The following is a 24,746-nucleotide window of genomic DNA, read 5'->3' as shown; positions in this document are numbered from 1 at the left end:
TTGCGTAAATAATTTCGTTTATTCTTTCGTGACGACATCACGTTCTATGTCAGCAGAAACAAACTCTTCGGTTTCTTCATCATTTGTTAATGAAAGGCCTTCGTTTTGTTTTGCATCTTCATCGTCTTCCAAGTCTCTCATTTCGATTTCTTCTTCATCGCTTGACAGGATTTTGACGTCCATACCCAAGCTTTGAAGTTCTTTAATCAATACTTTGAACGATTCCGGAACACCCGGTTCTGGAACATTGTCGCCTTTAACGATCGCTTCGTATGTTTTCACACGGCCCACGACATCATCGGATTTAACGGTAAGGATCTCTTGAAGCGTGTATGCTGCACCGTAAGCTTCAAGGGCCCATACTTCCATCTCACCGAAACGCTGTCCGCCGAACTGCGCTTTACCTCCGAGAGGCTGTTGGGTAACGAGTGAATAAGGACCGGTTGAACGGGCATGGAGTTTGTCATCAACCATGTGGGCAAGCTTGATCATGTACATGATACCCACGGAAACCCTGTTATCAAATGGTTCTCCGGTACGGCCGTCGTAAAGGACGGTTTTCGCGTCTCTTGACATGCCGGCTTCTTCAAGCGTTTCCCACACGTCTTCTTCGCGGGCTCCGTCAAATACCGGTGATGCGACATGCAGGCCAAGGCGGCGTGCAGCCATACCAAGGTGAAGCTCCAATACCTGACCGATGTTCATCCGCGATGGAACGCCCAGCGGGTTCAACATGATGTCGATCGGTGTTCCGTCAGGAAGATACGGCATATCTTCTTCAGGAAGAATCTTCGAAATAACACCTTTGTTACCGTGACGTCCGGCCATTTTGTCCCCTTCAGAGATTTTACGCTTCTGAACAATGTATACGCGGACAAGCTGGTTGACGCCAGGAGGCAGTTCGTCTCCGTCTTCGCGGTTGAAGACTTTTACGTCAAGAATGATACCGCCGCCTCCGTGCGGAACGCGGAGTGACGTATCGCGGACTTCGCGCGCTTTTTCTCCGAAGATGGCGTGAAGCAGGCGTTCTTCTGCCGTAAGCTCTGTAACCCCTTTTGGCGTTACTTTTCCTACGAGCAGGTCTCCGTCTTTTACTTCGGCACCGACGCGGATAATTCCGCGCTCATCCAGGTTGCGGAGAGCATCCTCACCGACGTTTGGAATATCACGGGTGATTTCTTCAGGTCCGAGCTTTGTATCCCGGGCTTCTGATTCGTATTCTTCAATATGGATAGACGTATAAACATCGTCTTTTACAAGGCGTTCGCTCATGATGATGGCATCCTCATAGTTGTAGCCATCCCATGTCATGAAGCCGACCATGACGTTGCGTCCGAGGGCAAGTTCCCCTTTTTCCATAGATGGACCGTCAGCCAAAATTTCACCTTTTTCAACTTCATCTCCGACGCTTACGATCGGACGCTGGTTGTAGCACGTTCCCTGGTTGGAACGGACGAACTTCAGCAAGCTGTATTTATCAAGGTTTCCTTTTACTTTTTGTCCGTCTACTTCTTCATAGCGGCGCACCCAGATGTTTTTCGCTTCAACACGTTCGACGATTCCCGGGTGGCGGCAAATAACAGCGGCGCCGGAATCTTTCGCAGATACATATTCCATTCCGGTTCCGACGATCGGCGATTCAGGCTGCATAAGCGGAACAGCCTGACGCTGCATGTTCGCTCCCATCAAGGCGCGGTTTGAGTCATCGTTTTCCAAGAAAGGAATACATGCAGTCGCGGCAGAAACAACCTGTTTAGGCGAAACGTCCATGTAGTCAACGCGGTCTTTCGAAACGACGGTGTTCTCCCCTCTGAAGCGGGCAACGATGCTGTCGTCAACAAATGATCCGTCTTCATTCAGGCGGGCGTTCGCCTGTGCCACAACATAGTTGTCTTCTTCATCAGCCGTTAAATAGTCGATTCTCGGCGTTACTTTTCCAGTCTCAGGATCAACGCGGCGGTAAGGCGTTTCAATAAAGCCGAACCGGTTCACTTTCGCAAATGTAGAAAGCGAGTTGATCAATCCGATGTTCGGGCCCTCAGGCGTTTCAATCGGACACATCCGGCCATAGTGGGAGTAGTGAACGTCACGCACTTCCATTCCGGCGCGTTCACGCGTCAAACCACCAGGTCCGAGCGCTGATAAACGGCGTTTATGCGTCAGCTCAGCGAGCGGATTCGTCTGATCCATGAATTGAGAAAGCTGTGAGCTTCCGAAAAACTCTTTGATTGAAGCGATGACAGGGCGAATATTAATCAGCTGCTGAGGCGTGATCGTATTTGTATCCTGAATGGACATTCTTTCACGAACAACGCGCTCCATTCTGCTTAAACCGATTCTGAATTGGTTTTGCAGAAGCTCGCCTACTGAACGAAGGCGGCGGTTTCCCAGATGGTCGATATCATCTGTATCGCCTACTCCGTGAAGCAGGTTAAAGAAATAGCTGATGGATGCGATAATGTCAGAAGGTGTAATGTTTTTAACGCCTTCCTCGATATAAGCGTTTCCGAGAACATTGATCGTCTGCTCCCCTTCAGGGTCATTCGGAGCGAAGATTTTAATGGATTGAAGCGTCACTTCATCTTCGACTACTCCGCCGTTCGGGTACAGCTTTTTAAAGCCGATTCCGTTTTCCAGGTACGGCAGCACTTTGTCGAGTGTTCTTCTGTCCAAAATCGTTCCTTTTTCAGCAAGGATTTCACCCGTTTCAGGATCTACGAGCGTTTCAGCAAGCCGCTGATTGAAAAGACGGTTTTTGATGTGAAGCTTTTTATTAATTTTGTAGCGTCCTACACTTGCAAGGTCATATCTTTTCGGATCAAAGAATCTTGAATCAAGTAAGCTTTTCGCATTTTCAACCGTCGGCGGCTCTCCAGGGCGAAGGCGCTCGTAGATTTCAAGAAGCGCTTTGTCGGTGTTTTCTGTATTATCTTTATCAAGCGTGTTGCGCAAGTACTCGTTTTCACCGATCAGATCGATGATTTCCTGATCAGATCCGAAGCCAAGAGCACGCAAAAGAACCGTAACCGGCAACTTACGTGTGCGATCAATGCGGACATACACAACATCTTTCGCATCAGTCTCGTATTCTAACCATGCGCCACGGTTTGGAATGACAGTCGCGGTAAAACCTTTTTTACCGTTTTTGTCTACTTTACCACTGTAATATACACTTGGAGAACGAACGAGCTGAGATACGATGACGCGCTCCGCACCGTTGATAATAAAGGTTCCGGTGTCAGTCATGATAGGGAAATCGCCCATAAAGACTTCCTGGTCCTTAACCTCGCCGGTCTCTTTGTTGATCAAGCGGACTTTGACTCGCAGCGGCGCTGAGTAAGTCACATCGCGCTCTTTTGATTCTTCTACCGGATACTTAGGCTCACCCAAGCTGTAATCAATAAATTCCAGAGAGAGGTTACCAGTGAAATCCTCAATTGGCGATATGTCTTGAAACATCTCTCTAAGACCCTCATCAAGAAACCACTGATAAGAAGAGGTTTGAATTTCAATGAGATTTGGTAATTCTAACACTTCGCTAATGCGTGCATAGCTTCTGCGCTGGCGGTGTCGTCCATACTGAACTAGTTGACCTGTCAACTGATTCACCCCTCAAATCATGCGTAATATATGTGTAACAAGCATTTCTTCCCCATATATGTAAGAAATACTTTTACAAGACAAAAGAAAAAAGGGTTTCTAATTAGAAAACCACATCCAAAAACAAAATAGCGATTTTATTAGCGTTCCCAAAAATGTATATTTTATACAGGTCTGGGCGTTTCTTAAAAGCGGCAAGCAAAATATATACATTGGCATTTTATAATGTTAACATAGCTGAAAATCCGAGTCAAACTTTTTTTGCTTTTATGATATAATACCCTTTCTTTTTTTGGACGACTTCAACGTCCGCAAAAAGCTGTTTTAATTTTTCAATAGCGGAAGGACCGCCCTGCTTTTTCTGAATGACGACCCACAAATCACCTGAAGGCCTTAAATGTTCAGCGCTTTTTTCAAAAATGGCGTGTACCGTTTTTTTCCCGGCTCGTATGGGGGGATTGGTGATAATGGAAGCGAATTGTTTTGCAGGTTCGACGTTGGAAAACAGATCACTTTGATATACCGTAACATTTTCAATCTGATTATTTAACGCATTTTCCTTTGAAAGTTCTACAGCCCTTTCATTAACATCGATCATATGAACCATTCGATCTTTGAAATCAGCAGCAAGCGAAATGCCGATCGGACCGTAGCCGCAGCCCACATCCAAAAAATCACCGTCTTGATCAGGTTCACGGAAAGCTTCGATCAGCAGTCTGGAACCGAAGTCCACTTCATTTTTTGAAAAGACTCCGCTGTCGCTGATAAATGTAAACGTCCGGTTTCTTAATTGGAATGCCCACGTTTTTCTGCTGCTTTTTGCTGAAGGTTTCTCCGAATAATAATGGTCAGTCATCCCAGAACCTCCTCAGTTGGTGAACTCTCCAGATATCTTGAGACAAGATGGGTTATCTTATGCGGAAAGAACTCATTTATTTAGCAAAGAAAAAGCCCGCTTTTAACAGCGAGCTTTCTCCTAAAAGATTAGGCGAAGATTACTTAACTTCTACAGAAGCGCCAACTTCTTCAAGTTTAGCTTTAAGCTCTTCAGCTTCTTCTTTCGCAATACCTTCTTTAAGAGGTTTTGGAGTGTTGTCAACAAGTTCTTTAGCTTCTTTCAAGCCAAGACCAGTGATTTCACGAACAACTTTGATAACTTTGATCTTTTGGTCTCCTGCACCAGCAAGGATAAGATCAAATTCAGTTTTCTCTTCAGCAGCTCCGCCGGCAGCAGCTCCGCCAGCTACAGCTACAGGAGCAGCAGCAGTTACGCCAAATTCTTCTTCGATTGCTTTTACTAATTCGTTCAACTCAAGAACAGTTGCTTCTTTAACGGAAGCAATGATTTCTTCGATATTTAAAGCCATTTGTAATTCCTCCATTTGTTTTAATTTTTAAAGACTGGTAAGATTAAGCGCCTTGTTCTTCCTTCTGATCTGCCACAGCTTTTGCAGCAAGAGCAAGGTTGCGAACTGGAGCTTGAAGTACGCTAAGCAACATAGAAAGCAAGCCTTCGCGTGATGGAAGTTCAGCAAGAGCTTTCACTTCTTCAACAGTAGAAACTTTGCCTTCGATAACGCCGGCTTTGATTTCAAGAGCTTCGTTCTTTTTGGCAAACTCGTTAAGAACTTTTGCCGGAGCGACAACATCTTCTGTGCTGAATGCGATCGCATTCGGTCCAGTTAAGAACTCGTTTAAACCATCAAGCTCAGCTTGTTCTACCGCACGGCGAGTCATCGTGTTTTTGTAAACTTTGAACTCAACGCCAGCTTCGCGAAGCTGTTTGCGAAGTTCTGTTACTTCAGCTACGTTAAGACCGCGATAGTCAACGATGATCGTTGATTTACTTTCTTTCAGTTTAGAAGTAATTTCTTCAACAACAACTTTTTTTGTTTCGATTGCGCTGCTCATGGTTACACCTCCTGTAGATTCTTGTGTAACACTTATACCGTTCGGTGATCACGTTCTTTAACGACAGATTCCATATAAAAAGCCTCCATTCGACATGGAGGCTGTATATACAAGCATACGTAGCGTAAAAGCTGTGATATATATACACCTCGGTAGGAAATTAAGCCTCTGAAGGCACCTACTGTCTACGGTATAAATGGACATATTTTATTTTACAACGCTTTGAATTATATCAGAACGTATCAAGCTAAGTCAATATTATTTTACGTTGAAAGTTGAAGGGTCCACTTTGATTCCAGGTCCCATTGTAGATGTAACGGAAACGTTCTTCACGTATACACCTTTAGCAGCAGCAGGTTTTGCTTTTAAGATTGTGTCATACATTGTCGCGAAGTTTTCAACAAGTTTCTCGTCTTCGAATGACACTTTACCGATCGGAACATGAATGTTTCCGGCTTTATCAACGCGGTATTCAACTTTACCCGCTTTGATTTCGTTTACTGCTTTTTCAACTTCAAATGTAACCGTTCCTGTTTTAGGGTTTGGCATAAGACCTTTTGGTCCGAGCACGCGGCCGATTTTACCGACTTCACCCATCATGTCAGGTGTTGCAACGATTACATCGAAATCGAACCAGCCTTGCTGGATTTTGTTGATGTAATCAACATCACCTACATAATCTGCACCAGCAGCTTCTGCTTCTTTCGCTTTTTCTCCTTTAGCGAAAACAAGGACGCGCTGAGTTTTACCCGTTCCGTTCGGAAGAACAACTGCACCGCGGATTTGCTGGTCGTTTTTACGAGGGTCAACACCTAAACGGAATGCCGCTTCAACTGTGGCATCGAATTTAGCTGTGTTTGTTTTTTTTACGAGCTCGATCGCTTCGTTTACATCGTAAGCTTTTGTACGCTCTACAAGCTTGGCAGCTTCAACGTACTTTTTACCTTTTTTAGCCATTTCAAAATTTCCTCCTTAGTGGTTTTAGCGGAAATAACCTCCCACGAATAAGGGTTGCGAACTTGTCTGATCCAAACTCGCAACCCACAAAGAAACAAATTAGTCTTCGATCACAATACCCATACTGCGGGCAGTTCCTTCAACCATACGCATAGCCGCTTCAACATCTGCCGCATTCAAGTCAGGCATTTTTGTTTCGGCGATTTCACGTACTTTATCGCGTTTAACGGTTGCGACTTTATTACGGTTAGGCTCACCAGAACCTGACTCAATTCCAGCCGCTTTTTTAAGCAATACAGCAGCAGGCGGAGTTTTTGTAATAAATGTAAATGAACGGTCTTCGTAAACCGAAATTTCTACAGGAATGATAAGACCAGCCTGGTCAGATGTACGAGCGTTAAACTCCTTACAGAATCCCATGATGTTAACACCGGCTTGACCTAATGCAGGACCAACTGGCGGAGCTGGATTTGCTTTCCCAGCAGGAATTTGCAATTTTACAACTTTAACTACTTTTTTAGCCACGAGACACACCTCCTTAAGTCCGTGATGTGGTAATAGGGTGAACCCTCCCACTCAAGGTCTCATTCTTTATATGAATGATGAAAAAATATCAAGCTAGCCGACTTGGCCTTTTTGCCAAGACGCACCTTTGTATATTACCACTTTTATATAGTGATTTCAAGCGCTTTTCCATTACAATTTGTCAACTTGAGTAAATTCAAGTTCAACAGGGGTCTCTCTCCCGAACATGTTAACGAATACCTTGACTTTGTTTTTATCATGGTCGATTTCCTCGATCGTGCCCGTGAAATCGGCAAACGGTCCGTCGATCACCTTCACGGTTTCCTTCAGTTCAAAGTCGATTTCCGTTTTGCGTTCTTCAAGACCCATCCGCTTCAGAATTTTTTCGACTTCGCCCGGAAGCAGAGCCGTCGGCTTTGAGCCTGATCCGGCAGAACCGACAAATCCCGTCACGCCCGGCGTATTTCGCACGACATACCAGGAGTCGTCCGTCATGACAAGCTCGACAAGAACATAGCCAGGGAAGACCTTCTTTTTAACAACTTTCTTCTTGCCGTTTTTAATATCTGTTTCTTCTTCTTCAGGCACGACGACGCGGAAGATTTTATCCTGCATCCCCATCGACTCGACCCGTTTTTCCAAATTCGCTTTCACCTTGTTTTCGTAGCCGGAGTACGTATGCACAACATACCATTTCTTTTCCATTCTCATTCAGGACCCTTTTAAGTCCTTCCCTCCCCACACCTTAATGTTTATTGGCCGTACCGGGAAACTGACACTTCTTTTATACGAGCCTCATATTTTGAAACAATGAAAAAACCCGTCGAACGGGTTTTTTGGCAAGTCATATTAAGATCTATTATAACACGTTATGCTGATCATTATTCAACTATTAAACGAATTAATTGAGTAATTCCTGAATCGATCAGTGCAAAAAAGATGACGAAAAAGATAACGGTGGTAATAACGGTGACCGTATAGCTCGTTAATTCTTTTCCTTTTGGCCACGTGACCTTCTTCATTTCTTTTCCGACGTTCTTAAAGAATTTCATAATACCCATGGTAAGAAACCTCCACAACCTAAAAACAAAAAACCCTATTTTGTTTCCAGATGTACTGTATGAGAATTGCAGTTATTGCAGTATTTCTTTACTTCGAGCCGTTCAGCCAAAGCTGCGGAGCTTTTCATTGTCGTATAATTACGGTTCCCGCAATTTTTACAGGCCAGCGTGATTTTTTTCTTCATGTTTACACCTTTTTCTGGACAATCATTTCTTTAGTAAGATATCACAGTCCCAAAATCACTGTCAATATGCCGCAGGTTTCCCTACAAGCTGATTTCGCGGAGCTCCAGGTATTTCTCGAGCTTCCTTTTGACGCGCTGGAGCGCATTATCAATTGATTTTACATGGCGGTTTAATTCTTCGGATATTTCCTGATAGGATCTTCCGTCGAGATAGAGTGCAAGAACTTTTCTTTCCAAATCGCTGAGCAATTCACCCATTTTCAGCTCGATGTCATCAAATTCTTCCTGGTTGATAATCAGTTCCTCAGGATTCATTACTTTAGCTCCCGAAATAACGTCGAGGAGCGTCCTGTCCGATTCTTCGTCATAAATAGGCTTGTCCAGCGACACATAAGAATTTAGCGGAATGTGTTTCTGGCGAGTAGCTGTTTTGATAGCGGTAATAATCTGGCGGGTAATGCACAATTCGGCAAAAGCTTTAAACGAAGTCAGCTTGTCCTCTCTAAAATCACGGATAGATTTGTAGAGCCCGATCAATCCTTCCTGAACGATGTCCTCCCGATCGGCCCCTATTAAAAAGTAGGATCTCGCTTTTGCCCTTACAAAGTTCCGGTACTTTGTAATCAAGTAATCTAACGCATCACTGTCTCCGACATGAACCATTTCAATGACCTGCTCGTCTTCCAACTGGCAAAACCGTTCTTTGCTGAACTGTTCTTTGCTGAATTTTCCCTGGTTGTTTCCTAAGTTCACTCCGATCCCCCCGACCGCACGTAGATAGAAATATTATACAGTAATGGGCAAAAAAGCGTCAACCTACTCCAAATCACCGCGCCGCCATTTTTCAAATATTTTCAAAACATCTTCAGATAAAGGGATTTTTCCGACGGGACGCTCCGTGGTAATTTTTTTAACGCGTTTTTCGATTTTTCTTTCGATCGCTTCAACTTCCCTCAGCAGCTCCCTCGCAGATTTGCGCAGCGCTCCCTGTCCAAAGATCGCCCACTGCTCGGTATAATCGGATGTGGCAACATGGATTTGCGTCTGAATGTTGTTCAAGTCTGACGCCAGTTTTTCAATCCGCTCGTCAGCCGTCTCATTCTCCCTCGTAAAAATCACCTCTACACGGTGATTGATCCTTTTCTTCTCGATTCCTTTCACGAGATGCGCATCGAATACGACAATCACCCGAAAACCGGTGTAAGCTTGATATTCCGCCATTTTTTGAATCAAAAGGTCCCTTGCTTCTTCGAAGCTGTTCGCTTTCAGATCCTTCAGCTGAGGCCACGCCCCAATCATGTTATAACCGTCGACTAAAAGGATATCCATCCTTTTCTATTCTCCCAAGGGGCTTCGTTTCCGGTACACTTCGTACATCAACAGTCCCGCTGCAACCGAAGCGTTCAGGGACGTGACTTTTCCCGCCATCGGAAGGCGAATGAGGAAATCGCATGTTTCCTTGACAAGCCTTCCCATACCTTTGCCTTCGCTTCCGATCACAAGCGCGAGCGGCATGTTTCCGTCAAGCGACCTGTAATCCTGCTTTCCCGACGCATCGGTGCCGACGATCCAAATGCCCCGTTCTTTCAATTCTTCCAATGTCCGCGAAAGGTTCGTCACCTTCACGACCGGTATATGTTCGATCGCTCCTGTCGAGGCTTTGGCGACGGTTGTCGTAAGGCCGACGGCACGCCTTTTTGGAATGATGATCCCGTGCGCGCCGACCGCGTCAGCCGTACGCATGATCGATCCGAGATTATGCGGGTCTTCGATTTCATCTAAAACGATGAAAAACGGCTGCTCATTTCTGTCCTCGGCCTTTTGAAAAAGATCATCCAGCTCGGCGTATTCATAAGCCGCGACTTGAGCGACGACGCCTTGATGCTGGCCGGAAACCATTTGATCGAGCTTTTTGCGGGGGACATAATGAATCGTGATTCCTTTTTTCGCGGCGAGCTCAACGACCTGCTGTGCCTGTCCCTTCACCGTGTTTTCCGCCATCCATAACTTGTACAGTTCACGGCCGGATTTTAACGTTTCAATTACCGCGTTTTTCCCTATGACGTAATCGTGCTGCTGGCTCATTTGACTTCCTCCCTGCCGTCCCGTTTTTCCAACGCTTTTTTTATGAGCTCTTCAAGTCTCGCTTCTTTTTTCTCAAGAAAAAGATATCCAATAACGGCTTCGAAAGCAGTGCTGTAACGGTATGTTTGGACATCCGTGTTTTTAGGCACTGTTCCGGATTTTGCATTTCTCCCTCTTCTGAGCACGGCCTTTTCTTCTTCTGTGAAAAAATCCTGCTCTTCAAGGGCAAACAGCATGCTCGCCTGCGCTTTTGCCGAAACATAGCGGCTCGAGTGCTTGTGGAGATCATTGGGCTTTGTCATACCTTGCTTTAACAGGTGATGCCTGACGTAGATTTCCAAAACGGCATCACCCATGTAAGCAAGCGCCAAACCGTTTAATTGTTTGGCGTCTTTAACGGCTTCCAAATTCATGTTTACGATTCTCCTCTTTTCCAGCGGGTTCCTTGAGGAGTATCCTCCAAAATGATGTTCATGCTTTTGAGCTGATCGCGTATTTGATCAGACGTAGCGAAGTCTCTGTTTCTGCGGGCTTTGTTTCTCTTTTCAATAAGCTCTTCGATATCCTTGTCAAGCAATTCCTGCTCCTGAAGAGAGAATCCGAGAACGGAGCAGATCTCGTCAAACATTTGAATGAACGCTTGAATCACATGTTCAGCGGTGTTCTTTTCCTGCAAATAATAATTGGCGTGCTTAGCAAGATCAAACAGGACAGAAATCGCATTCGCGGTGTTGAAGTCATCGTCCATTGCCGCAACGAAAGCTTCCCTCTGCTCCTCGATTTTCTTAAGCCATTCGGAATCGCCCTCTGTTAAATTTGTACTGCTTTTCAGGCGATGCTGCAAATTGCTATAAGCCGTTTTTAATCGGCCAAAAGCATTTTTTGTATTTTCGAGAAGTTCGGCTGAATAGTTGATCGGATGCCTGTAGTGAACGGAGAGCATGAAAAACCGCAGCACTTGCGGATCGTGCTCTTTAATGATGTCATGCACAAGCACAAAATTCCCGAGCGATTTTGACATTTTCTCATTGTCAATATTGATGTAGCCGTTATGAAGCCAATATTTCGCAAACAGTTTGCCGGTTAAAGCTTCAGACTGGGCAATTTCGTTTTCGTGGTGCGGGAAGGTCAAATCCTGGCCGCCTGCATGGATATCGATCGAATCCCCCAAATATTTTTTCGCCATGGCGGAGCATTCGATGTGCCAGCCCGGACGGCCTTTGCCCCAAGGGCTATCCCAGAAGATTTCGTTCTCTTTCGCCGCTTTCCATAAAGCGAAATCGAGGGCATCTTCTTTTTTCTCGCCCACCTGAATCCGCGCGCCGGATCTCAATTCGTCGATCGACTGATGCGATAGTTTGCCGTAGTCTTTGAACGACCTTGTTTTATAGTAAACATCACCGTCCGCTTCATAGGCATAGCCTTTATCAATGAGCGTCTGGATAAACTCGATGATGTCGTCCATGTTTTCGGTTACCCGCGGATGGCAGTCGGCTTTTGAGCAGCCGAGCGCACCGACATCCTCAAAATAAGCCTTGATAAACCGTTCAGCGATGACCGGCACTTCTTCTCCGAGCTCATTTGCCGATTTGATCAGTTTGTCATCCACGTCGGTAAAGTTTGAAACGTAGTGAACATCGTAGCCTTTGTACTCCAAATATTTTCTGACCGTATCATATACGATGGCCGGCCTTGCGTTTCCAATGTGAATGTAATTATATACGGTCGGGCCGCACACATACATTTTGACCTTGCCTTCTTCAAGAGGCACAAACGGCTCTTTTTTTCTTGTCAGCGTATTATAAAGTGTAATGGTCACAACTCATCTTCCCTTTCTTTTCTCTAAAAGCTCCTGTTTCAGCTGCCTGATTTCGTTCTCTAATTCTTTGAAGCGGTCGGCAACCGGATCCGGCAAATCCTGATGGTTCAGGTCGCGTCTAATTTTCTTTCCGTTTTGCACTACGACGCGTCCGGGAATGCCGACAACGGTGGAGCATTCAGGCACATCGTGCAGGACGACCGAACCGGCGCCGATCTTTGAGCCTCTTCCGATCGTAATCGAACCAAGCACCTTAGCTCCCGTTGAAATCATGGCATCATCCTCTATTGTCGGATGCCGTTTCCCTTTTTCTTTCCCTGTTCCTCCGAGCGTAACGCCCTGAAAGACCGTCACATTATTTCCGATCTCACACGTTTCGCCGATCACGACCCCCATCCCGTGATCGATAAAAAAGCGCCTGCCGATCTTGGCTCCCGGATGAATTTCAATCCCGGTGAAGAAGCGGGCAATTTGAGAGATCGCTCTGGCAATGAAAAACCTTTTTCTCTTATATAAAGCATGTGCAATTCGATGCGCCCATATAGCATGTAACCCCGAATATGTTAATATGACTTCGATGTAGCTTCTCGCAGCCGGATCTTGTTCAAATACGACATCTACATCTTCTTTCAGCATTTTAAAGAACACACGATTTCCCCCCGTTCCCCGCTTCCTGCTTTCTGCTGTTATCTGTTTTGCGTATAAAAAAACGCCTCTGTCTGATGACAGAGACGCTTTTTACACGCGGTTCCACTCTGTTTAGAAAACAGCGGATCTGTTTTCTCAAACTCGAATCCATAACGGCGGATACCGCCTTTGAATACTTGTTTCGCGAACGTTCTTCAAAGGTCTCAAGAGGTGCATTTCTAAAGCCCGGCGCTTAAGTCTTTTCCAGCCGATGAAGACTCTCTCTTTAAAGGCCGCTGGCTTTATACTTCTCCCTGTCAACGATTTTACTTATTGATCAATGTACTGAGACGTTTTAATACGGTATCTTTTCCTAATAATTCAATGGATTGCGGCAGCTCCGGACCGTGTGTCTGTCCGGTTGTCGCAACGCGGATCGGCATAAACAGTTTTTTCCCCTTATGCCCCGTTTCTTTTTGAACTGCTTTGATCGATGCTTTAATCTGATCTGCGGTGAATTCCTCGAGCTGTTCGAGCTTTTCGGCGAATGCACTCAGCACTTCAGGCACCTGCTCTTCATCTAAAACAGTCCTTGCTTCACGATTATACTCGATTTCTTCTTTAAAGAACAACTCTGTTAACTCGACGATTTCAGCACCGTAGCTTAATTGATCCTGGTAAAGGGAAATCAGCTTGGAGACCCATTCGCGTTCGCTCTCGGAAAGCTCTTCAGATACTTTGCCGGCTTTTTGCAAATGAGGTACCGCGAGATCGATGACCTGATCAAGGTCAAGCTTTTTCACATACTGGTTGTTGACCCATTTCAGTTTATGCGCGTCAAACACAGCAGGTGATTTTGACAAACGGTTCACATCAAATATCTCGATAAACTGCTCTTTTGTAAACAGCTCTTCTTCTCCAACCGGAGACCATCCGAGCAGCGCGATAAAGTTGAACAGCGCTTCCGGCAAATAGCCGAGCTCTTCATATTGCTCGATAAACTGAATAATCGATTCATCCCGTTTGCTGAGCTTTTTGCGATTTTCGTTGACGATCAGCGTCATATGTCCAAAAACCGGGATATCCCAGCCAAACGCATTGTAGATCATAATCTGCTTCGGCGTATTTGAGATGTGGTCTTCCCCGCGAAGCACATGCGTCATTTTCATTAAATAGTCATCGACTGCTACAGCAAAATTGTAGGTTGGCGTTCCGTCTTTTTTAACGATAACGAAATCGCCGATTCCGTCCGATTCGAATGAAATCTCATCTTTGACGATATCCTTGAAGGTGATGACTTCCCCTTGAGGGACTTTAAAGCGGATGCTCGGCTTCCTTCCTTCAGCCTCAAGCTTTTCCTGTTCTTCTTTTGTCAGGTTGCGGCATTTACCGGAGTAGCGAGGCATTTCTCCGCGGGCTGCCTGTTCCTCGCGCTCTTTTTCAAGCTCTTCCTCTGTACAATAGCACTTATAGGCGAGGCCTTTCTCAAGAAGCTCGTCATAATATGTTTTATAAATGTCATTTCTTTCAGATTGACGGTACGGTCCATATTCTCCGCCGACATCGATGCTTTCATCCCAATCGATGCCGAGCCACTTCAAGTAGTTGAGCTGGCTCTGCTCCCCGCCTTCGATATTCCGCTTTTTATCCGTGTCTTCAATCCGGATAATGAATTTTCCGCCTTGGCTGCGGGCAAATAAATAATTGAAGAGAGCGGTTCTTGCATTTCCGATATGTAAATGGCCTGTAGGGCTCGGCGCATAACGGACCCGAACTTCGTTTCCCATCTGTCAAACTTCCTTTCGTCTCAATCAGAGTTCAAATTTATATTTATTCTATCATCAAATGAAACGGTCTTCAAAATGAATTATGCCTTTTGGAGCAGAACGGAAGCCTGAGCAGCGATTCCTTCAGCTCTTCCCGTAAATCCGAGCTTTTCCGTCGTTGTCGCTTTTACATTAATTTGCGATACATCCGCTTCCAAGCCTTCAGCGATTCTGGCTCTCATGTCATCGATATAAGGAGCCATTTTTGGTTTTTGGGCGATGATTGTACAATCAAGGTTCACAAGCGTGTAGCCTTTTTCTTTCACAAGCGCCCATACATGCTGAAGCAGTTTGAATGAATCAGCATCTTTGAATTCCGGATCCGTATCGGGAAAATGCTTTCCGATATCTCCTTCGCCAATGGCGCCGAGGCAGGCATCCGCAATCGTATGCAAAAGCACATCAGCGTCGGAGTGCCCCAGAAGCCCTTTTTCATAAGGAATCGTGACGCCCCCTATAATGAGCGGTCTGCCTTCTGTGAGCTGATGGACGTCAAAACCTTGACCAATTCTAAACATGTTCATTCCTTCTTTCCGCTTCTAATATCGCTTCGGCAACGAGCAAGTCATCAGGGGTCGTCAGCTTAATGTTTTGATAATCCCCATGGATAATGGCGACCTTGCCTCCGGCTTCCTCGACTAGACTCGCGTCATCCGTCCCGAGAAAGCCTTTTGCTTCAGCTTCGGTATGGGCGTTCATTAAAATAGAAAGACGAAAAGCTTGTGGGGTTTGAGCGGCCCACAAGCTTGAACGTTCAATCGTTCCGGCTACCTCTTCGTCTTGAACGCGTTTTATCGTGTCTTTTACGGGTACGGCAACGATCGCTGCCCCCGTTTGTTTCGCTTTCATGACAAGCTGTTCGATATGCTCCCGTTTAATAAAGGGTCTGGCTCCGTCATGAACCAAAACGATCTCTTCATTTCCGGCAACTTTAACGCCTTGAAAAACGCTTTGCTGGCGTTCTTTGCCGCCCGGAACGATCTCGATCGGTGTCTTGAAATGATGCTTTTTCAAAAGGTTGTCAAATTCGCCGAATTCGCGCTCATTGATGACAAGAATAATCCTTTTGCAGGCGTCATGGTCTTCAAACACCTTTAATGTATGAATAATGACTGGCAGTCCTTTTGCCTCGATAAACAGTTTGTTTTTTCCGGCATTCATTCGTTTGCCTTGTCCGGCGGCAGGAATGACGACTTCGTAATTCATCTTCTGTCTCCCTTTTTAAAGCGCCTTTTCCAGCAGTTTCGGCTTGGCAAAAATCATTCTGCCGGCCGCTGTCTGCAGCACACTGGTTACAAGCACATCAATGTGTTTGCCGATATAGTTCCGTCCCTCTTCTACGACAATCATTGTGCCATCGTCCAAATACGCCACGCCCTGGTTATGTTCCTTACCGTCTTTAATTACCTGCACTTTCATTTCTTCCCCTGGAAGCACGACAGGTTTGACGGCGTTGGCCAGATCATTTATGTTCAATACGGCTACTTTCTGAAGCTCGCATACTTTGTTTAAATTGAAATCGTTTGTGACGACGACCCCGGACGTCAGCTTAGCAAGCTTGACCAGTTTGCTATCGACCTCTTGAATATCCTCAAAGTCGCCTTCATAGATTTCAACTTTGATATCCAGTTCCTTTTGAATCCGGTTTAAAATATCGAGCCCTCTTCGTCCCCTGTTTCGTTTAAGGACGTCAGAAGAGTCGGCGATATGCTGGAGCTCTTCCAGCACAAACTGCGGAATCACAATGACGCCTTCGAGAAATCCGGTCTGACAAATATCAGCAATTCTCCCATCTATAATAACACTTGTATCTAAAATTTTCAGCTTTTTGTCCTCTTCAGTCCGCTCTTCTTCAGCATTTCCTTTTTTCTTCCGGGACGAGAACAGCGTGAGCATCTCATCTTTTTTCTTAAAGCCTACCCGGAACCCGAGATAGCCGAGAAAAGCGGCGAGAACGATCGGGATGACCGTACTGATCAGCTGATACGGGATGTTTTTTAACGGGATGACATTGACGATTAGAAAAGCTAGCATAAGTCCGAAGATTAATCCTAAAGATCCGAACAGCAAATCTGATACAGGGGCTTTTATGAGAGAATCCTCAATCCCTTTCACCCAGTTGATCACATGATCCGCACACCAGATGCCCAGCAGAAAAAAGATGACGGCTCCCAAACAAGCGGACGTATACGGGTTTGTTATTAAAGGTATGTCCTGTGCGTTTAACAACACAAACAATTCCGGTATTAGAAAAATACCGATAACGCCTCCCAAAATCGCAAAGAACGCTAGAACTATTCGTTTCAACATACCTTCACCTCCTTTTATTGTCATTTATTTTTTATGAAAGCAGCTGTTTAAGGGAAAACAAAAAGTAAAAATAATATACCCATAAATTGCAATTTTTAATCAGTTCGATGAAAATTTCTTACAGCTGTCTATCAATATAATGTTTTTCCTGAAGCCGTTTTAACCCTTTCTTTATCTTTTGGGCACGAACAGCCCCAATTCCTTCCACTTCATCCAATTCTTTTACATCCGCCTCGATAATAAGCTTTAAATGACCAAACGCTTCAACAACATTTTCGACGATCGGCATAGGGAGACGGGGTATTTTATGAAGAAGTCTGTAACCGCGCGGGAACACGTATTCCTCCATATTCGTAGTAGCTGAATAACCTAGAAGCTTCAGCAGAATGGAATCATCCAGCAATTCAAAGCTTGACATATCCTGAAGCTGTTTTAAAAGGACGAACGGGTCTTTGATTTTTTCTTTGACATAGTCTTTCACAAAGAGGGCCGCTTCCTGCTCCATGTCCGTGATCAGTTCGCTGACTTGGAGCCTGATTAAATGTCCTTCCGTTCCCAGCTCTTTAATATACATATTAATCTCATTTTTGATTCTCAGCACCATTTCATAGCGATGCATCACGGAAATGACGTCGCCGAATGTGACAAGCTCTTCGAACTCCAAAGCGCTCAATGTAGAAATGGCATTGTCCAAGATCAGCTTGTATTTTTCAAGAGTCTGAATCGCCTGGTTGGCTTTTGTTAAAATAAAGCCGATATCTTTTAAAATATATTTCATGTTTTCCTGATAAAGCGTGATCACATTCCGTCTTTCGGATATGGCGATGATCAGGCACCCTGTCTGCTTTGCCACACGCTCTGCGGTTCTGTGCCTCATCCCTGTTTCCGAAGAAGGGATCGTGGCTTCCGGCATGAGCTGCGTATTGGCATAGAGGATTTTCTGACCCGAATCGCTTAGAATAATCGCACCGTCCATTTTCGCAAGCTCGTACAAATGGGCGGGTGAAAAAGCGGAATTAATGTGAAATCCGCCGTCAACAACCTCTTTTACTTTATCGTTAAAACCGACGACGATTAACCCGCCGGTTTTCGCCCGCAACACATTTTCGATTCCCTCGCGGAGAGGAGTCCCCGGCGCGACAAACTGCAAAATTTCTGAAAGGTCCTGTTTCGCTCCTTTTTTTTCTTTTTCCATCTATTATGATCCTCCTAATGAAGTTCGAAGAGCCTCAGCTACATTTTCAACACCGACGACCTCAATTCCTTTCGGTTTTGTCCATCCGTCCGCATTTGCGGCAGGAATGATCATTCTCTTGAACCCGAGCTTGGCCGCTTCCTGAACCCTCTGTTCGATTCTCGATACTCTGCGGACCTCTCCTGTCAGCCCGACCTCACCGATAAAACAATCGGTCGGACTCGGCGGGGTATCCCGGAAGCTTGACGCAATGCTCACCGTAACGGCGAGGTCTATCGCCGGTTCATCGAGCTTCACGCCGCCGGCGACTTTTAAATAGGCATCCTGGTTTTGAAGAAGCAGGCCGACCCTTTTTTCCAGCACGGCCATCAATAGCGACACACGGTTATGATCGATCCCGGTAGCCATCCTGCGGGGATTGCCGAAGCTTGTCGGCGAAATCAGCGCCTGAATTTCGACGAGGACCGGCCTCGTCCCTTCCATTGATGCTACGACGCTCGATCCGGCTGCGCCCGCCGAACGCTCTTCAAGAAAAATTTCCGACGGGTTCAGCACCTCTGTGAGGCCTTCTTCCCTCATCTCAAAAATCCCCATTTCATTTGTCGAACCGAACCGGTTTTTGACGGCTCGTAAAATCCGGAAAGTATGATGCCTCTCCCCTTCAAAATAAAGGACGGTGTCGACCATATGCTCAAGCAGTCTCGGTCCGGCAATCGAGCCTTCTTTCGTGACGTGCCCGACGATAAAAATCGGAATTCCTTTTGTTTTGGCAATCCTCATCAGCTCCGCAGTACACTCTCTAACCTGGGACACGCTGCCCGGGGCAGAGGTAATGTCGCTTTGATAAACGGTTTGAATCGAATCCACCACAACAAATGAAGGGTTCATCTCTTCTATAGAAGACGTAATATACTCCATATCGGTTTCAGATAAAACGTGCAGAGTTGAACTGTTGATCCCCAGCCGGTCCGCTCTCAGCTTCGTTTGTTTGACAGATTCTTCTCCTGATATGTACAGGACGTTTTCATTTGCATCGGCAAGCTGGGCAGATACCTGCAGCAGCAAAGTCGACTTTCCGATGCCGGGATCGCCTCCGATTAAGACAAGCGAGCCCTTGACGATTCCATCGCCCAACACGCGGTTGAATTCGCCCAGTTTCGTCTTGATCCGCGGCTCTTCCGTCGTTTCGATCGATGAGATGGGGGACGGTTTCTGAACCCTTTGAACGGAATGTGCAAAAGCGGTTCTTCGGTTGGCGGCCGGCTTTTTAATCGTTTCTTCCACCATCGTGTTCCATGCGCCGCATCCCGGGCACTTTCCCATCCACTTGGCGGACTCATAGCCGCACGATTGGCAAATAAATTTAGTCTTTGTTTTAGCCATAGATTTTTAAAATCTCCCTTTTATAAGAAAGTGAGGCATACTGGTCAATCGTATGCCTCTTTCTTTTTTCTCTATATTAGTTCGTTTTAGCTTCGGTTTTTACGACAAACTCTCCGTTTTCCACATCGAGCACGATATGCTGCCCTTTTGTAATGTTGCCCTTCAAGAGCTCTTCAGACAGCCGGTCTTCGACGTGTTTCTGGATGGCTCTTCTGAGCGGACGGGCTCCGTATTCAAGGTCAACGCCTTCTTCGGCGATTTTTTCTTTTGCCGCCTCTGTCAATTCAATTGAAAGATCCTGTTCTTTCAGACGCTTTGTCAATTGGTCTGACATGAGGGAGACGATGTCTTTCAAATGTTTTTTCTCCAGAGAGTGGAAAACGATAATTTCATCAATCCGGTTGATGAACTCCGGTCTGAAGGCGCGTTTTAATTCGCCCATGACTTTGTCTTTCATATCTTTGTAGTTCTGCGTTTCGTCCTGTACGTTAAACCCGACGTATTTGTTTCTTCTCAGCTCGCTTGCGCCGACGTTTGACGTCATGATCAGGATTGTATTTCTAAAGTCAACAGTGCGTCCTTTTGAATCTGTCAAACGGCCGTCTTCAAGCACTTGCAGCAGAATATTGAAGACATCAGGGTGGGCTTTTTCAATCTCATCGAGCAGGACGACTGAATAAGGTTTTCTTCTCACCTTTTCAGTAAGCTGTCCGCCTTCATCATAGCCGACATATCCCGGAGGAGAACCGACGAGTCTTGATGTCGAATGCTTCTCCATATATTCAGACATATCGATGCGGATCATCGCTTCTTCATCGCCGAAAATCGATTCTGCAAGCGCGCGGGCAAGCTCTGTTTTACCGACGCCTGTCGGTCCGAGGAAAATAAACGAGCCGATCGGGCGCTTCGGATCTTTTAGTCCGGCGCGCGCGCGTCTTACTGCTTTCGCAACAGCGACAACGGCTTCATCCTGACCGATAACCCGCGAATGAAGGATGCTTTCCATATTCAGCAGCTTATCTGTTTCAGTCTGGGCGATTTTTGACACAGGCACTCCTGTCCAGCTTGATACTACCATCGCAATATCGTCAACCGTCACTTCGGAGTTTTCTTGCCCCTGCTTTTCTTTCCACGTTTTCTTGGTTTCTTCTACCTGTTCCCGCAAACGCTGCTCCGTATCGCGCAATGACGCTGCTTTTTCAAATTCCTGGCTTTGAACTGCGGCATCTTTTTCTTTACGGACTTCATCGAGTTTTTGTTCAAGCTCTTTCAGGTTAGGAGGCGTTGTAAATGAACGCAGTCGAACCTTTGAACCGGCCTCATCGATTAAATCGATCGCTTTGTCAGGCAGGAAGCGGTCGGAAATATACCGGTCTGACAGTTTAACAGCCGCTTCGATCGCTTCGTCAGTGATAGAAACGCGGTGATGTGCTTCATAACGGTCCCGCAGCCCTTTCAAAATCTGAATGCTTTCCTCAGGTGACGGCTGATCTACCTGAATTGGCTGGAAGCGCCGTTCAAGCGCAGCATCTTTTTCAATGTATTTGCGATACTCGTCAAGGGTTGTAGCCCCGATGCATTGCAATTCTCCGCGCGCCAGGGAAGGCTTCAGGATATTGGAGGCATCGATTGCCCCTTCAGCTCCGCCTGCACCGATCAGTGTATGAAGTTCATCGATAAACAGGATGATGTTTCCTGCCTGACGGATTTCGTCCATCACTTTTTTAAGGCGGTCTTCAAATTCCCCGCGGTATTTTGTACCTGCAACTACCGTTCCCATATCAAGCGTCATCACCCGCTTGTCACGCAAAATTTCAGGCACTTCATTATTGATGATCTGCTGGGCTAAGCCTTCAGCTATCGCTGTCTTACCGACACCGGGCTCCCCGATTAACACAGGATTGTTTTTCGTTCTGCGGCTCAGTACTTCGATGACGCGCTGAATTTCTTTGCTGCGCCCGATGACCGGATCGAGGCTGTCCTCTTTTGCAATCGCGGTTAAATCGCGGGCGAGGCTGTCCAAGGTAGGTGTGTTGGCATTGCTGTTTGCCCCTGATGCGCCGCCTCCGCTCTCATTGCTGCCCAACAGCTGCAGCACCTGCTGCCTTGCTTTATTCAAGCTGACGCCCAAATTATTCAGCACTCTGGCAGCGACGCCTTCGCCTTCACGAATTAATCCCAGGAGGATGTGTTCGGTTCCGACATATGAGTGCCCGAGCTTTCTCGCTTCATCCATCGCGAGTTCCGTCACTTTTTTTGCCCTCGGTGTATAGTGGATGGATTGGGACATTTCCTGTCCGCGGCCGATCAGGCTTTCAACCTCTTTTTGAATTTTCTCGGGGCTGAGTCCCAGCGCCTGCAGCGCCTTTGCAGCAATCCCTTCTCCCTCGCGGACAAGTCCCAGCAGGATATGCTCAGTTCCAATATTATTGTGCCCGAGACGCAGAGCCTCTTCCTGGGCAAGCGCCAATACTTTTTGTGCTCTTTCTGTGAATCTTCCAAACATCATATCGTTTCATCCTCCTGTCTATTGCCGTTGTTTTCTAATTTCAATCGTTCTCTGATGAGGGCTGCTCTCCTGATGTCCCTCTCGTTAGCCCTTAATGCCCCTCCCGAATATTGCTGCAGGAAGCCGGGCTGAGTCAGAATCATCAGTTCATTCAATATATTCCTTGAAAGACCTTTAATGATACCGAGGTCAATTCCGAGCCGAACGTCTGAAAGGCATCTTGCCGTCTCTTTTGATTCGATCATCCGGCAGTTCGATAAAACGCCGTAAGATCTGTAGACACGGTCTTCAAGCTCAATTTGCGAAGTCTGATAAAGCGCCCTCCTCGCAGATCGTTCTTGTTCGATTAACTGGGCAACCACGCTGTTAAGGTCTTCAACAATGTCATGCTCCGATTTTCCAAGAGTGATTTGATTCGAAATTTGAAAGATATTCCCTAAAGCTTCGCTGCCTTCACCGTAAATTCCTCTAACCACAAGGCCCAATTGATTAATTGCCGGTATAATTCGATTAATTTGCCTTGTTAATACGAGAGCAGGAAGGTGCATCATGACAGATGCCCTGAGTCCCGTTCCCACATTCGTAGGGCAGCTTGTCAAGTAGCCTCTTTGCTCAGAGAAAGCGTAATCGATTCTTTCTTCAATCCAGTCATCGACTTGATTGGCCGCTTTTAAAGCCTCAGACAGCTGAAAACCAGGGAACAGGCATTGAATGCGGACATGGTCTTCTTCATTCAGCATAATGCTGACTTCTTCATTTTCAGAAAGAAGGCACGCGCCTAAAGAGGCTTCTGTCAAATGCGGGCTGATCAAATGCTTCTCAACAAGCACCCTTTTCTCCAGCGGCTGAATCTGCTCCATTTTCACCAGTTCAAACTTACCGATGCCCGGCACTTCATATCCGGTGAATTGCTCTTCAAATAGGGCAATAATGGCTGAAGCCTCTTCATTCGAAAAAAGTGTGGGGAAGCGGACTTTCTCTAAATTGCGGGCAAGACGAATCCTGCTGCTCAACACGATGTCACTTTCAGGGCCTTCTTGCCGCATCCAATTGCTTAAAGCGTCCTGAATAAAACGCTGCAGCGACATCAGTCTTCCCCCTCCTTATTGTTTGTGTCCAAGTTTTGTTCAAGTGATCTGATCTGGTCCCTGACATTGGCCGCTTTTTCAAACTCCTCCTGCTGAATCAATTCGTTAAGCTCTCTTTTCAACGTTTCGATTTGTCTTCTCACATGAAGGTTTCCGCCGATCCGCTTCGGAATTTTTCCAGCATGGACGGTGTTGCCGCTATGGACTTTCCGTAAAATCGGGGTGATGTAAGAGTGAAACGTTTTATAGCACTCCGAACATCCAAAACGCCCCGTTTTTCGGAATTCCGGGAATGACATATTGCAATTTTTGCAGCGCAAGACTTGTTCAGGCTGCTGAAAAAGCTGAGCTTCCCCGGTATTTGTAAATGATGAATCAAAATTTAACAAACCGGATAATAAATTATGAATAGAAAATCCATTGTTCTCATTCATAGAGTATGATTCACTGTTCTCTTTCGCACATTGTTCACAAATATGCATTTCTTGTTTCTCGCCATTAATGACTTTCGTAAAGTGAAAAGTTGCCGGCCTTTCTTTACATTCTTGACATATCACGCTTTTCACCCGCTTTACTTAAATTTCAGTGATTTCAGCATGGCTTTCATCATTCTAGCCCTTAACTCATCGCGTTCAGGCAAATCAATATATAGAACAGAACGATCCATTACACTGACCATCAATTTTGCTTCACTTTCCGTGATCACTCCATTTTCCAACAGCCGTAAAATGATGTCATCTGAAGCAGCCTGTGAAAGCCTTGTGTAGATTTGATCCAAAATATTATTGATCAAATCGATTTTGTCGTTCATTTTAATTTTAATAATTCGGATATATCCTCCGCCGCCTCGTTTGCTTTCAACAATGTACCCGCGTTCACTTGTGAACCGCGTATTGATCACGTAATTGATCTGAGAAGGTACGCACTGGAACTTATCGGCGATTTCGCTCCGTTTAATCTCCAAAATTTCCTTCCCGTTTTTTTCTAATATTTGTTTTAAATATTGTTCGATGATATCGGAAATATTTTGCCCCACTCAGCCCCCTCCTTCACTTGACTTTGACTATATTTGACTTTAACTTTACTATAAGTGGTTTTTTGTTTTTTTTCAACTAATTGCTCTTCACTCTTTATTATTTCCACTTTTGACTGTCATAAAACATGAAGAAAAACTGAACGACAAAAAAAGCCAGCTTTACTAAGCTGGCCTTTCGGGTTGCTTGGCGGCGTCCTACTCTCACAGGGGGAAACCCCCAACTACCATCGGCGCTGAAGAGCTTAACTTCCGTGTTCGGCATGGGAACGGGTGTGACCTCTTCGCCATCGCCACCAAACTTATATTGAGAGGTGTTCTCTCAAAACTAGATAACGATATGACATTCATGTTTGGTTAAGTCCTCGATCGATTAGTATCTGTCAGCTCCATGTGTCGCCACACTTCCACCTCAGACCTATCAACCTGATCATCTTTCAGGGATCTTACTTCCTTAACGGAATGGGAAATCTCATCTTGAGGGGGGCTTCATGCTTAGATGCTTTCAGCACTTATCCCGTCCGCACATAGCTACCCAGCGATGCCCTTGGCAGAACAACTGGTACACCAGCGGTGCGTCCATCCCGGTCCTCTCGTACTAAGGACAGCTCCTCTCAAATTTCCTGCGCCCG

At 45.8% G+C, this 24,746-nt stretch carries 24 protein-coding genes, 2 rRNA genes, 1 pseudogene and 2 other annotated features (1 of these 29 running past the window's edge); all 27 genes and pseudogenes read right to left on the bottom strand.

The window, feature by feature from the left end:
* Positions 1-18: 18 nt before the first annotated feature.
* Positions 19-3,600, bottom strand: coding sequence for a DNA-directed RNA polymerase subunit beta (gene rpoB / locus NSQ39_RS00705; protein ID WP_046128847.1), 3,582 nt, complete (start codon positions 3,598-3,600; stop codon positions 19-21).
* A 250-nt stretch (positions 3,601-3,850) separates the two neighbouring features.
* Positions 3,851-4,456 carry a class I SAM-dependent methyltransferase gene (locus NSQ39_RS00700; RefSeq protein WP_046128846.1) on the bottom strand — a complete coding sequence of 202 codons (606 nt, stop codon included), beginning with the start codon at positions 4,454-4,456 and terminating at the stop codon, positions 3,851-3,853.
* 139 nt (positions 4,457-4,595) lie between these two features.
* On the bottom strand, positions 4,596-4,967 hold the full coding sequence (rplL, locus tag NSQ39_RS00695; protein WP_046128845.1) for a 50S ribosomal protein L7/L12: 372 nt from the start codon (positions 4,965-4,967) through the stop codon (positions 4,596-4,598).
* Positions 4,968-5,010: 43 nt separating this feature from the next.
* Positions 5,011-5,511 (bottom strand): 50S ribosomal protein L10, encoded by a 501-nt coding sequence (gene rplJ, locus NSQ39_RS00690; protein ID WP_046128844.1) that lies wholly within the window; start codon positions 5,509-5,511, stop codon positions 5,011-5,013.
* Between the two features lie 66 nt (positions 5,512-5,577).
* Positions 5,578-5,720, bottom strand: a sequence feature (ribosomal protein L10 leader region).
* Positions 5,721-5,769: 49 nt separating this feature from the next.
* A complete protein-coding gene (gene rplA, locus NSQ39_RS00685; RefSeq protein WP_046128843.1) occupies positions 5,770-6,468 on the bottom strand; it encodes a 50S ribosomal protein L1 in 699 nt (232 codons plus the stop codon).
* 99 nt (positions 6,469-6,567) lie between these two features.
* Positions 6,568-6,993 (bottom strand): 50S ribosomal protein L11, encoded by a 426-nt coding sequence (gene rplK / locus NSQ39_RS00680; RefSeq protein WP_003178300.1) that lies wholly within the window; start codon positions 6,991-6,993, stop codon positions 6,568-6,570.
* Between the two features lie 171 nt (positions 6,994-7,164).
* Positions 7,165-7,698 carry a transcription termination/antitermination protein NusG gene (gene nusG / locus NSQ39_RS00675; protein ID WP_046128842.1) on the bottom strand — a complete coding sequence of 178 codons (534 nt, stop codon included), beginning with the start codon at positions 7,696-7,698 and terminating at the stop codon, positions 7,165-7,167.
* A 176-nt stretch (positions 7,699-7,874) separates the two neighbouring features.
* Positions 7,875-8,054 (bottom strand): preprotein translocase subunit SecE, encoded by a 180-nt coding sequence (gene secE / locus NSQ39_RS00670; protein ID WP_046128841.1) that lies wholly within the window; start codon positions 8,052-8,054, stop codon positions 7,875-7,877.
* A gap of 35 nt (positions 8,055-8,089) precedes the next feature.
* A complete protein-coding gene (gene rpmG / locus NSQ39_RS00665; protein WP_006640304.1) occupies positions 8,090-8,239 on the bottom strand; it encodes a 50S ribosomal protein L33 in 150 nt (49 codons plus the stop codon).
* Between the two features lie 81 nt (positions 8,240-8,320).
* Positions 8,321-8,992, bottom strand: a complete 672-nt coding sequence (sigH, locus tag NSQ39_RS00660) for an RNA polymerase sporulation sigma factor SigH (RefSeq protein ID WP_046128840.1) — start codon at positions 8,990-8,992, stop codon at positions 8,321-8,323.
* Positions 8,993-9,055: 63 nt separating this feature from the next.
* Complete coding sequence (gene rae1, locus NSQ39_RS00655) at positions 9,056-9,568, bottom strand: ribosome-dependent mRNA decay endonuclease Rae1/YacP (RefSeq protein ID WP_046128839.1); 513 nt, start codon at positions 9,566-9,568, stop codon at positions 9,056-9,058.
* 6 nt (positions 9,569-9,574) lie between these two features.
* Positions 9,575-10,324 (bottom strand): 23S rRNA (guanosine(2251)-2'-O)-methyltransferase RlmB, encoded by a 750-nt coding sequence (gene rlmB / locus NSQ39_RS00650; RefSeq protein WP_046128838.1) that lies wholly within the window; start codon positions 10,322-10,324, stop codon positions 9,575-9,577.
* Positions 10,278-10,737, bottom strand: a pseudogene (locus NSQ39_RS00645) (Mini-ribonuclease 3). Before NSQ39_RS00645 ends, rlmB begins: the two are co-directional and overlap by 47 nt.
* Positions 10,738-10,739: 2 nt before the next feature.
* The gene (gene cysS / locus NSQ39_RS00640; RefSeq protein ID WP_175077144.1) at positions 10,740-12,143 is read right to left on the bottom strand and encodes a cysteine--tRNA ligase; all 1,404 of its coding nucleotides are present in this window, start codon (positions 12,141-12,143) and stop codon (positions 10,740-10,742) included.
* Positions 12,144-12,146: 3 nt separating this feature from the next.
* Positions 12,147-12,791 carry a serine O-acetyltransferase gene (cysE, locus tag NSQ39_RS00635; RefSeq protein ID WP_046128835.1) on the bottom strand — a complete coding sequence of 215 codons (645 nt, stop codon included), beginning with the start codon at positions 12,789-12,791 and terminating at the stop codon, positions 12,147-12,149.
* A 76-nt stretch (positions 12,792-12,867) separates the two neighbouring features.
* Positions 12,868-13,100 (bottom strand) — a binding site (T-box leader).
* Positions 13,097-14,557, bottom strand: a complete 1,461-nt coding sequence (gltX, locus tag NSQ39_RS00630; RefSeq protein ID WP_175077143.1) for a glutamate--tRNA ligase — start codon at positions 14,555-14,557, stop codon at positions 13,097-13,099. It overlaps the preceding feature by 4 nt.
* Before the next feature lie 80 nt (positions 14,558-14,637).
* Positions 14,638-15,114 (bottom strand): 2-C-methyl-D-erythritol 2,4-cyclodiphosphate synthase, encoded by a 477-nt coding sequence (ispF, locus tag NSQ39_RS00625; RefSeq protein ID WP_046128833.1) that lies wholly within the window; start codon positions 15,112-15,114, stop codon positions 14,638-14,640.
* Entirely contained in the window at positions 15,107-15,802 is a 696-nt protein-coding gene (ispD, locus tag NSQ39_RS00620) for a 2-C-methyl-D-erythritol 4-phosphate cytidylyltransferase (protein WP_175077142.1), read from the bottom strand. Before ispD ends, ispF begins: the two co-directional genes overlap by 8 nt.
* Before the next feature lie 15 nt (positions 15,803-15,817).
* Positions 15,818-16,906 carry a PIN/TRAM domain-containing protein gene (locus NSQ39_RS00615; RefSeq protein WP_046128831.1) on the bottom strand — a complete coding sequence of 363 codons (1,089 nt, stop codon included), beginning with the start codon at positions 16,904-16,906 and terminating at the stop codon, positions 15,818-15,820.
* A 118-nt stretch (positions 16,907-17,024) separates the two neighbouring features.
* Positions 17,025-18,101 carry a DNA integrity scanning diadenylate cyclase DisA gene (gene disA, locus NSQ39_RS00610; RefSeq protein WP_046128830.1) on the bottom strand — a complete coding sequence of 359 codons (1,077 nt, stop codon included), beginning with the start codon at positions 18,099-18,101 and terminating at the stop codon, positions 17,025-17,027.
* Positions 18,102-18,104: 3 nt separating this feature from the next.
* Entirely contained in the window at positions 18,105-19,484 is a 1,380-nt protein-coding gene (gene radA / locus NSQ39_RS00605) for a DNA repair protein RadA (RefSeq protein WP_175077141.1), read from the bottom strand.
* A 76-nt stretch (positions 19,485-19,560) separates the two neighbouring features.
* Complete coding sequence (gene clpC / locus NSQ39_RS00600; protein WP_175077140.1) at positions 19,561-21,993, bottom strand: ATP-dependent protease ATP-binding subunit ClpC; 2,433 nt, start codon at positions 21,991-21,993, stop codon at positions 19,561-19,563.
* Positions 21,990-23,081, bottom strand: a complete 1,092-nt coding sequence (locus NSQ39_RS00595) for a protein arginine kinase (protein ID WP_175077139.1) — start codon at positions 23,079-23,081, stop codon at positions 21,990-21,992. Before NSQ39_RS00595 ends, clpC begins: the two co-directional genes overlap by 4 nt.
* A complete protein-coding gene (locus NSQ39_RS00590) occupies positions 23,081-23,638 on the bottom strand; it encodes a UvrB/UvrC motif-containing protein (RefSeq protein WP_046128827.1) in 558 nt (185 codons plus the stop codon). Before NSQ39_RS00590 ends, NSQ39_RS00595 begins: the two co-directional genes overlap by 1 nt.
* Positions 23,639-23,652: 14 nt before the next feature.
* A complete protein-coding gene (locus NSQ39_RS00585) occupies positions 23,653-24,117 on the bottom strand; it encodes a CtsR family transcriptional regulator (protein ID WP_046128826.1) in 465 nt (154 codons plus the stop codon).
* Between the two features lie 182 nt (positions 24,118-24,299).
* Positions 24,300-24,415: ribosomal RNA gene (rrf, locus tag NSQ39_RS00580) — 5S ribosomal RNA — on the bottom strand.
* A 52-nt stretch (positions 24,416-24,467) separates the two neighbouring features.
* A 23S ribosomal RNA gene (locus NSQ39_RS00575) occupies positions 24,468-24,746 on the bottom strand (it continues 2,653 nt past the right edge of the window).

It is taken from the genome of Bacillus sp. FSL W8-0848 (assembly GCF_038007805.1).
Taxonomy (GTDB): domain Bacteria; phylum Bacillota; class Bacilli; order Bacillales; family Bacillaceae; genus Bacillus; species Bacillus glycinifermentans.
The sequence above is the reverse complement of the archived record's forward strand: the minus strand, read 5'-3'. Positions and strand labels throughout refer to the sequence as shown.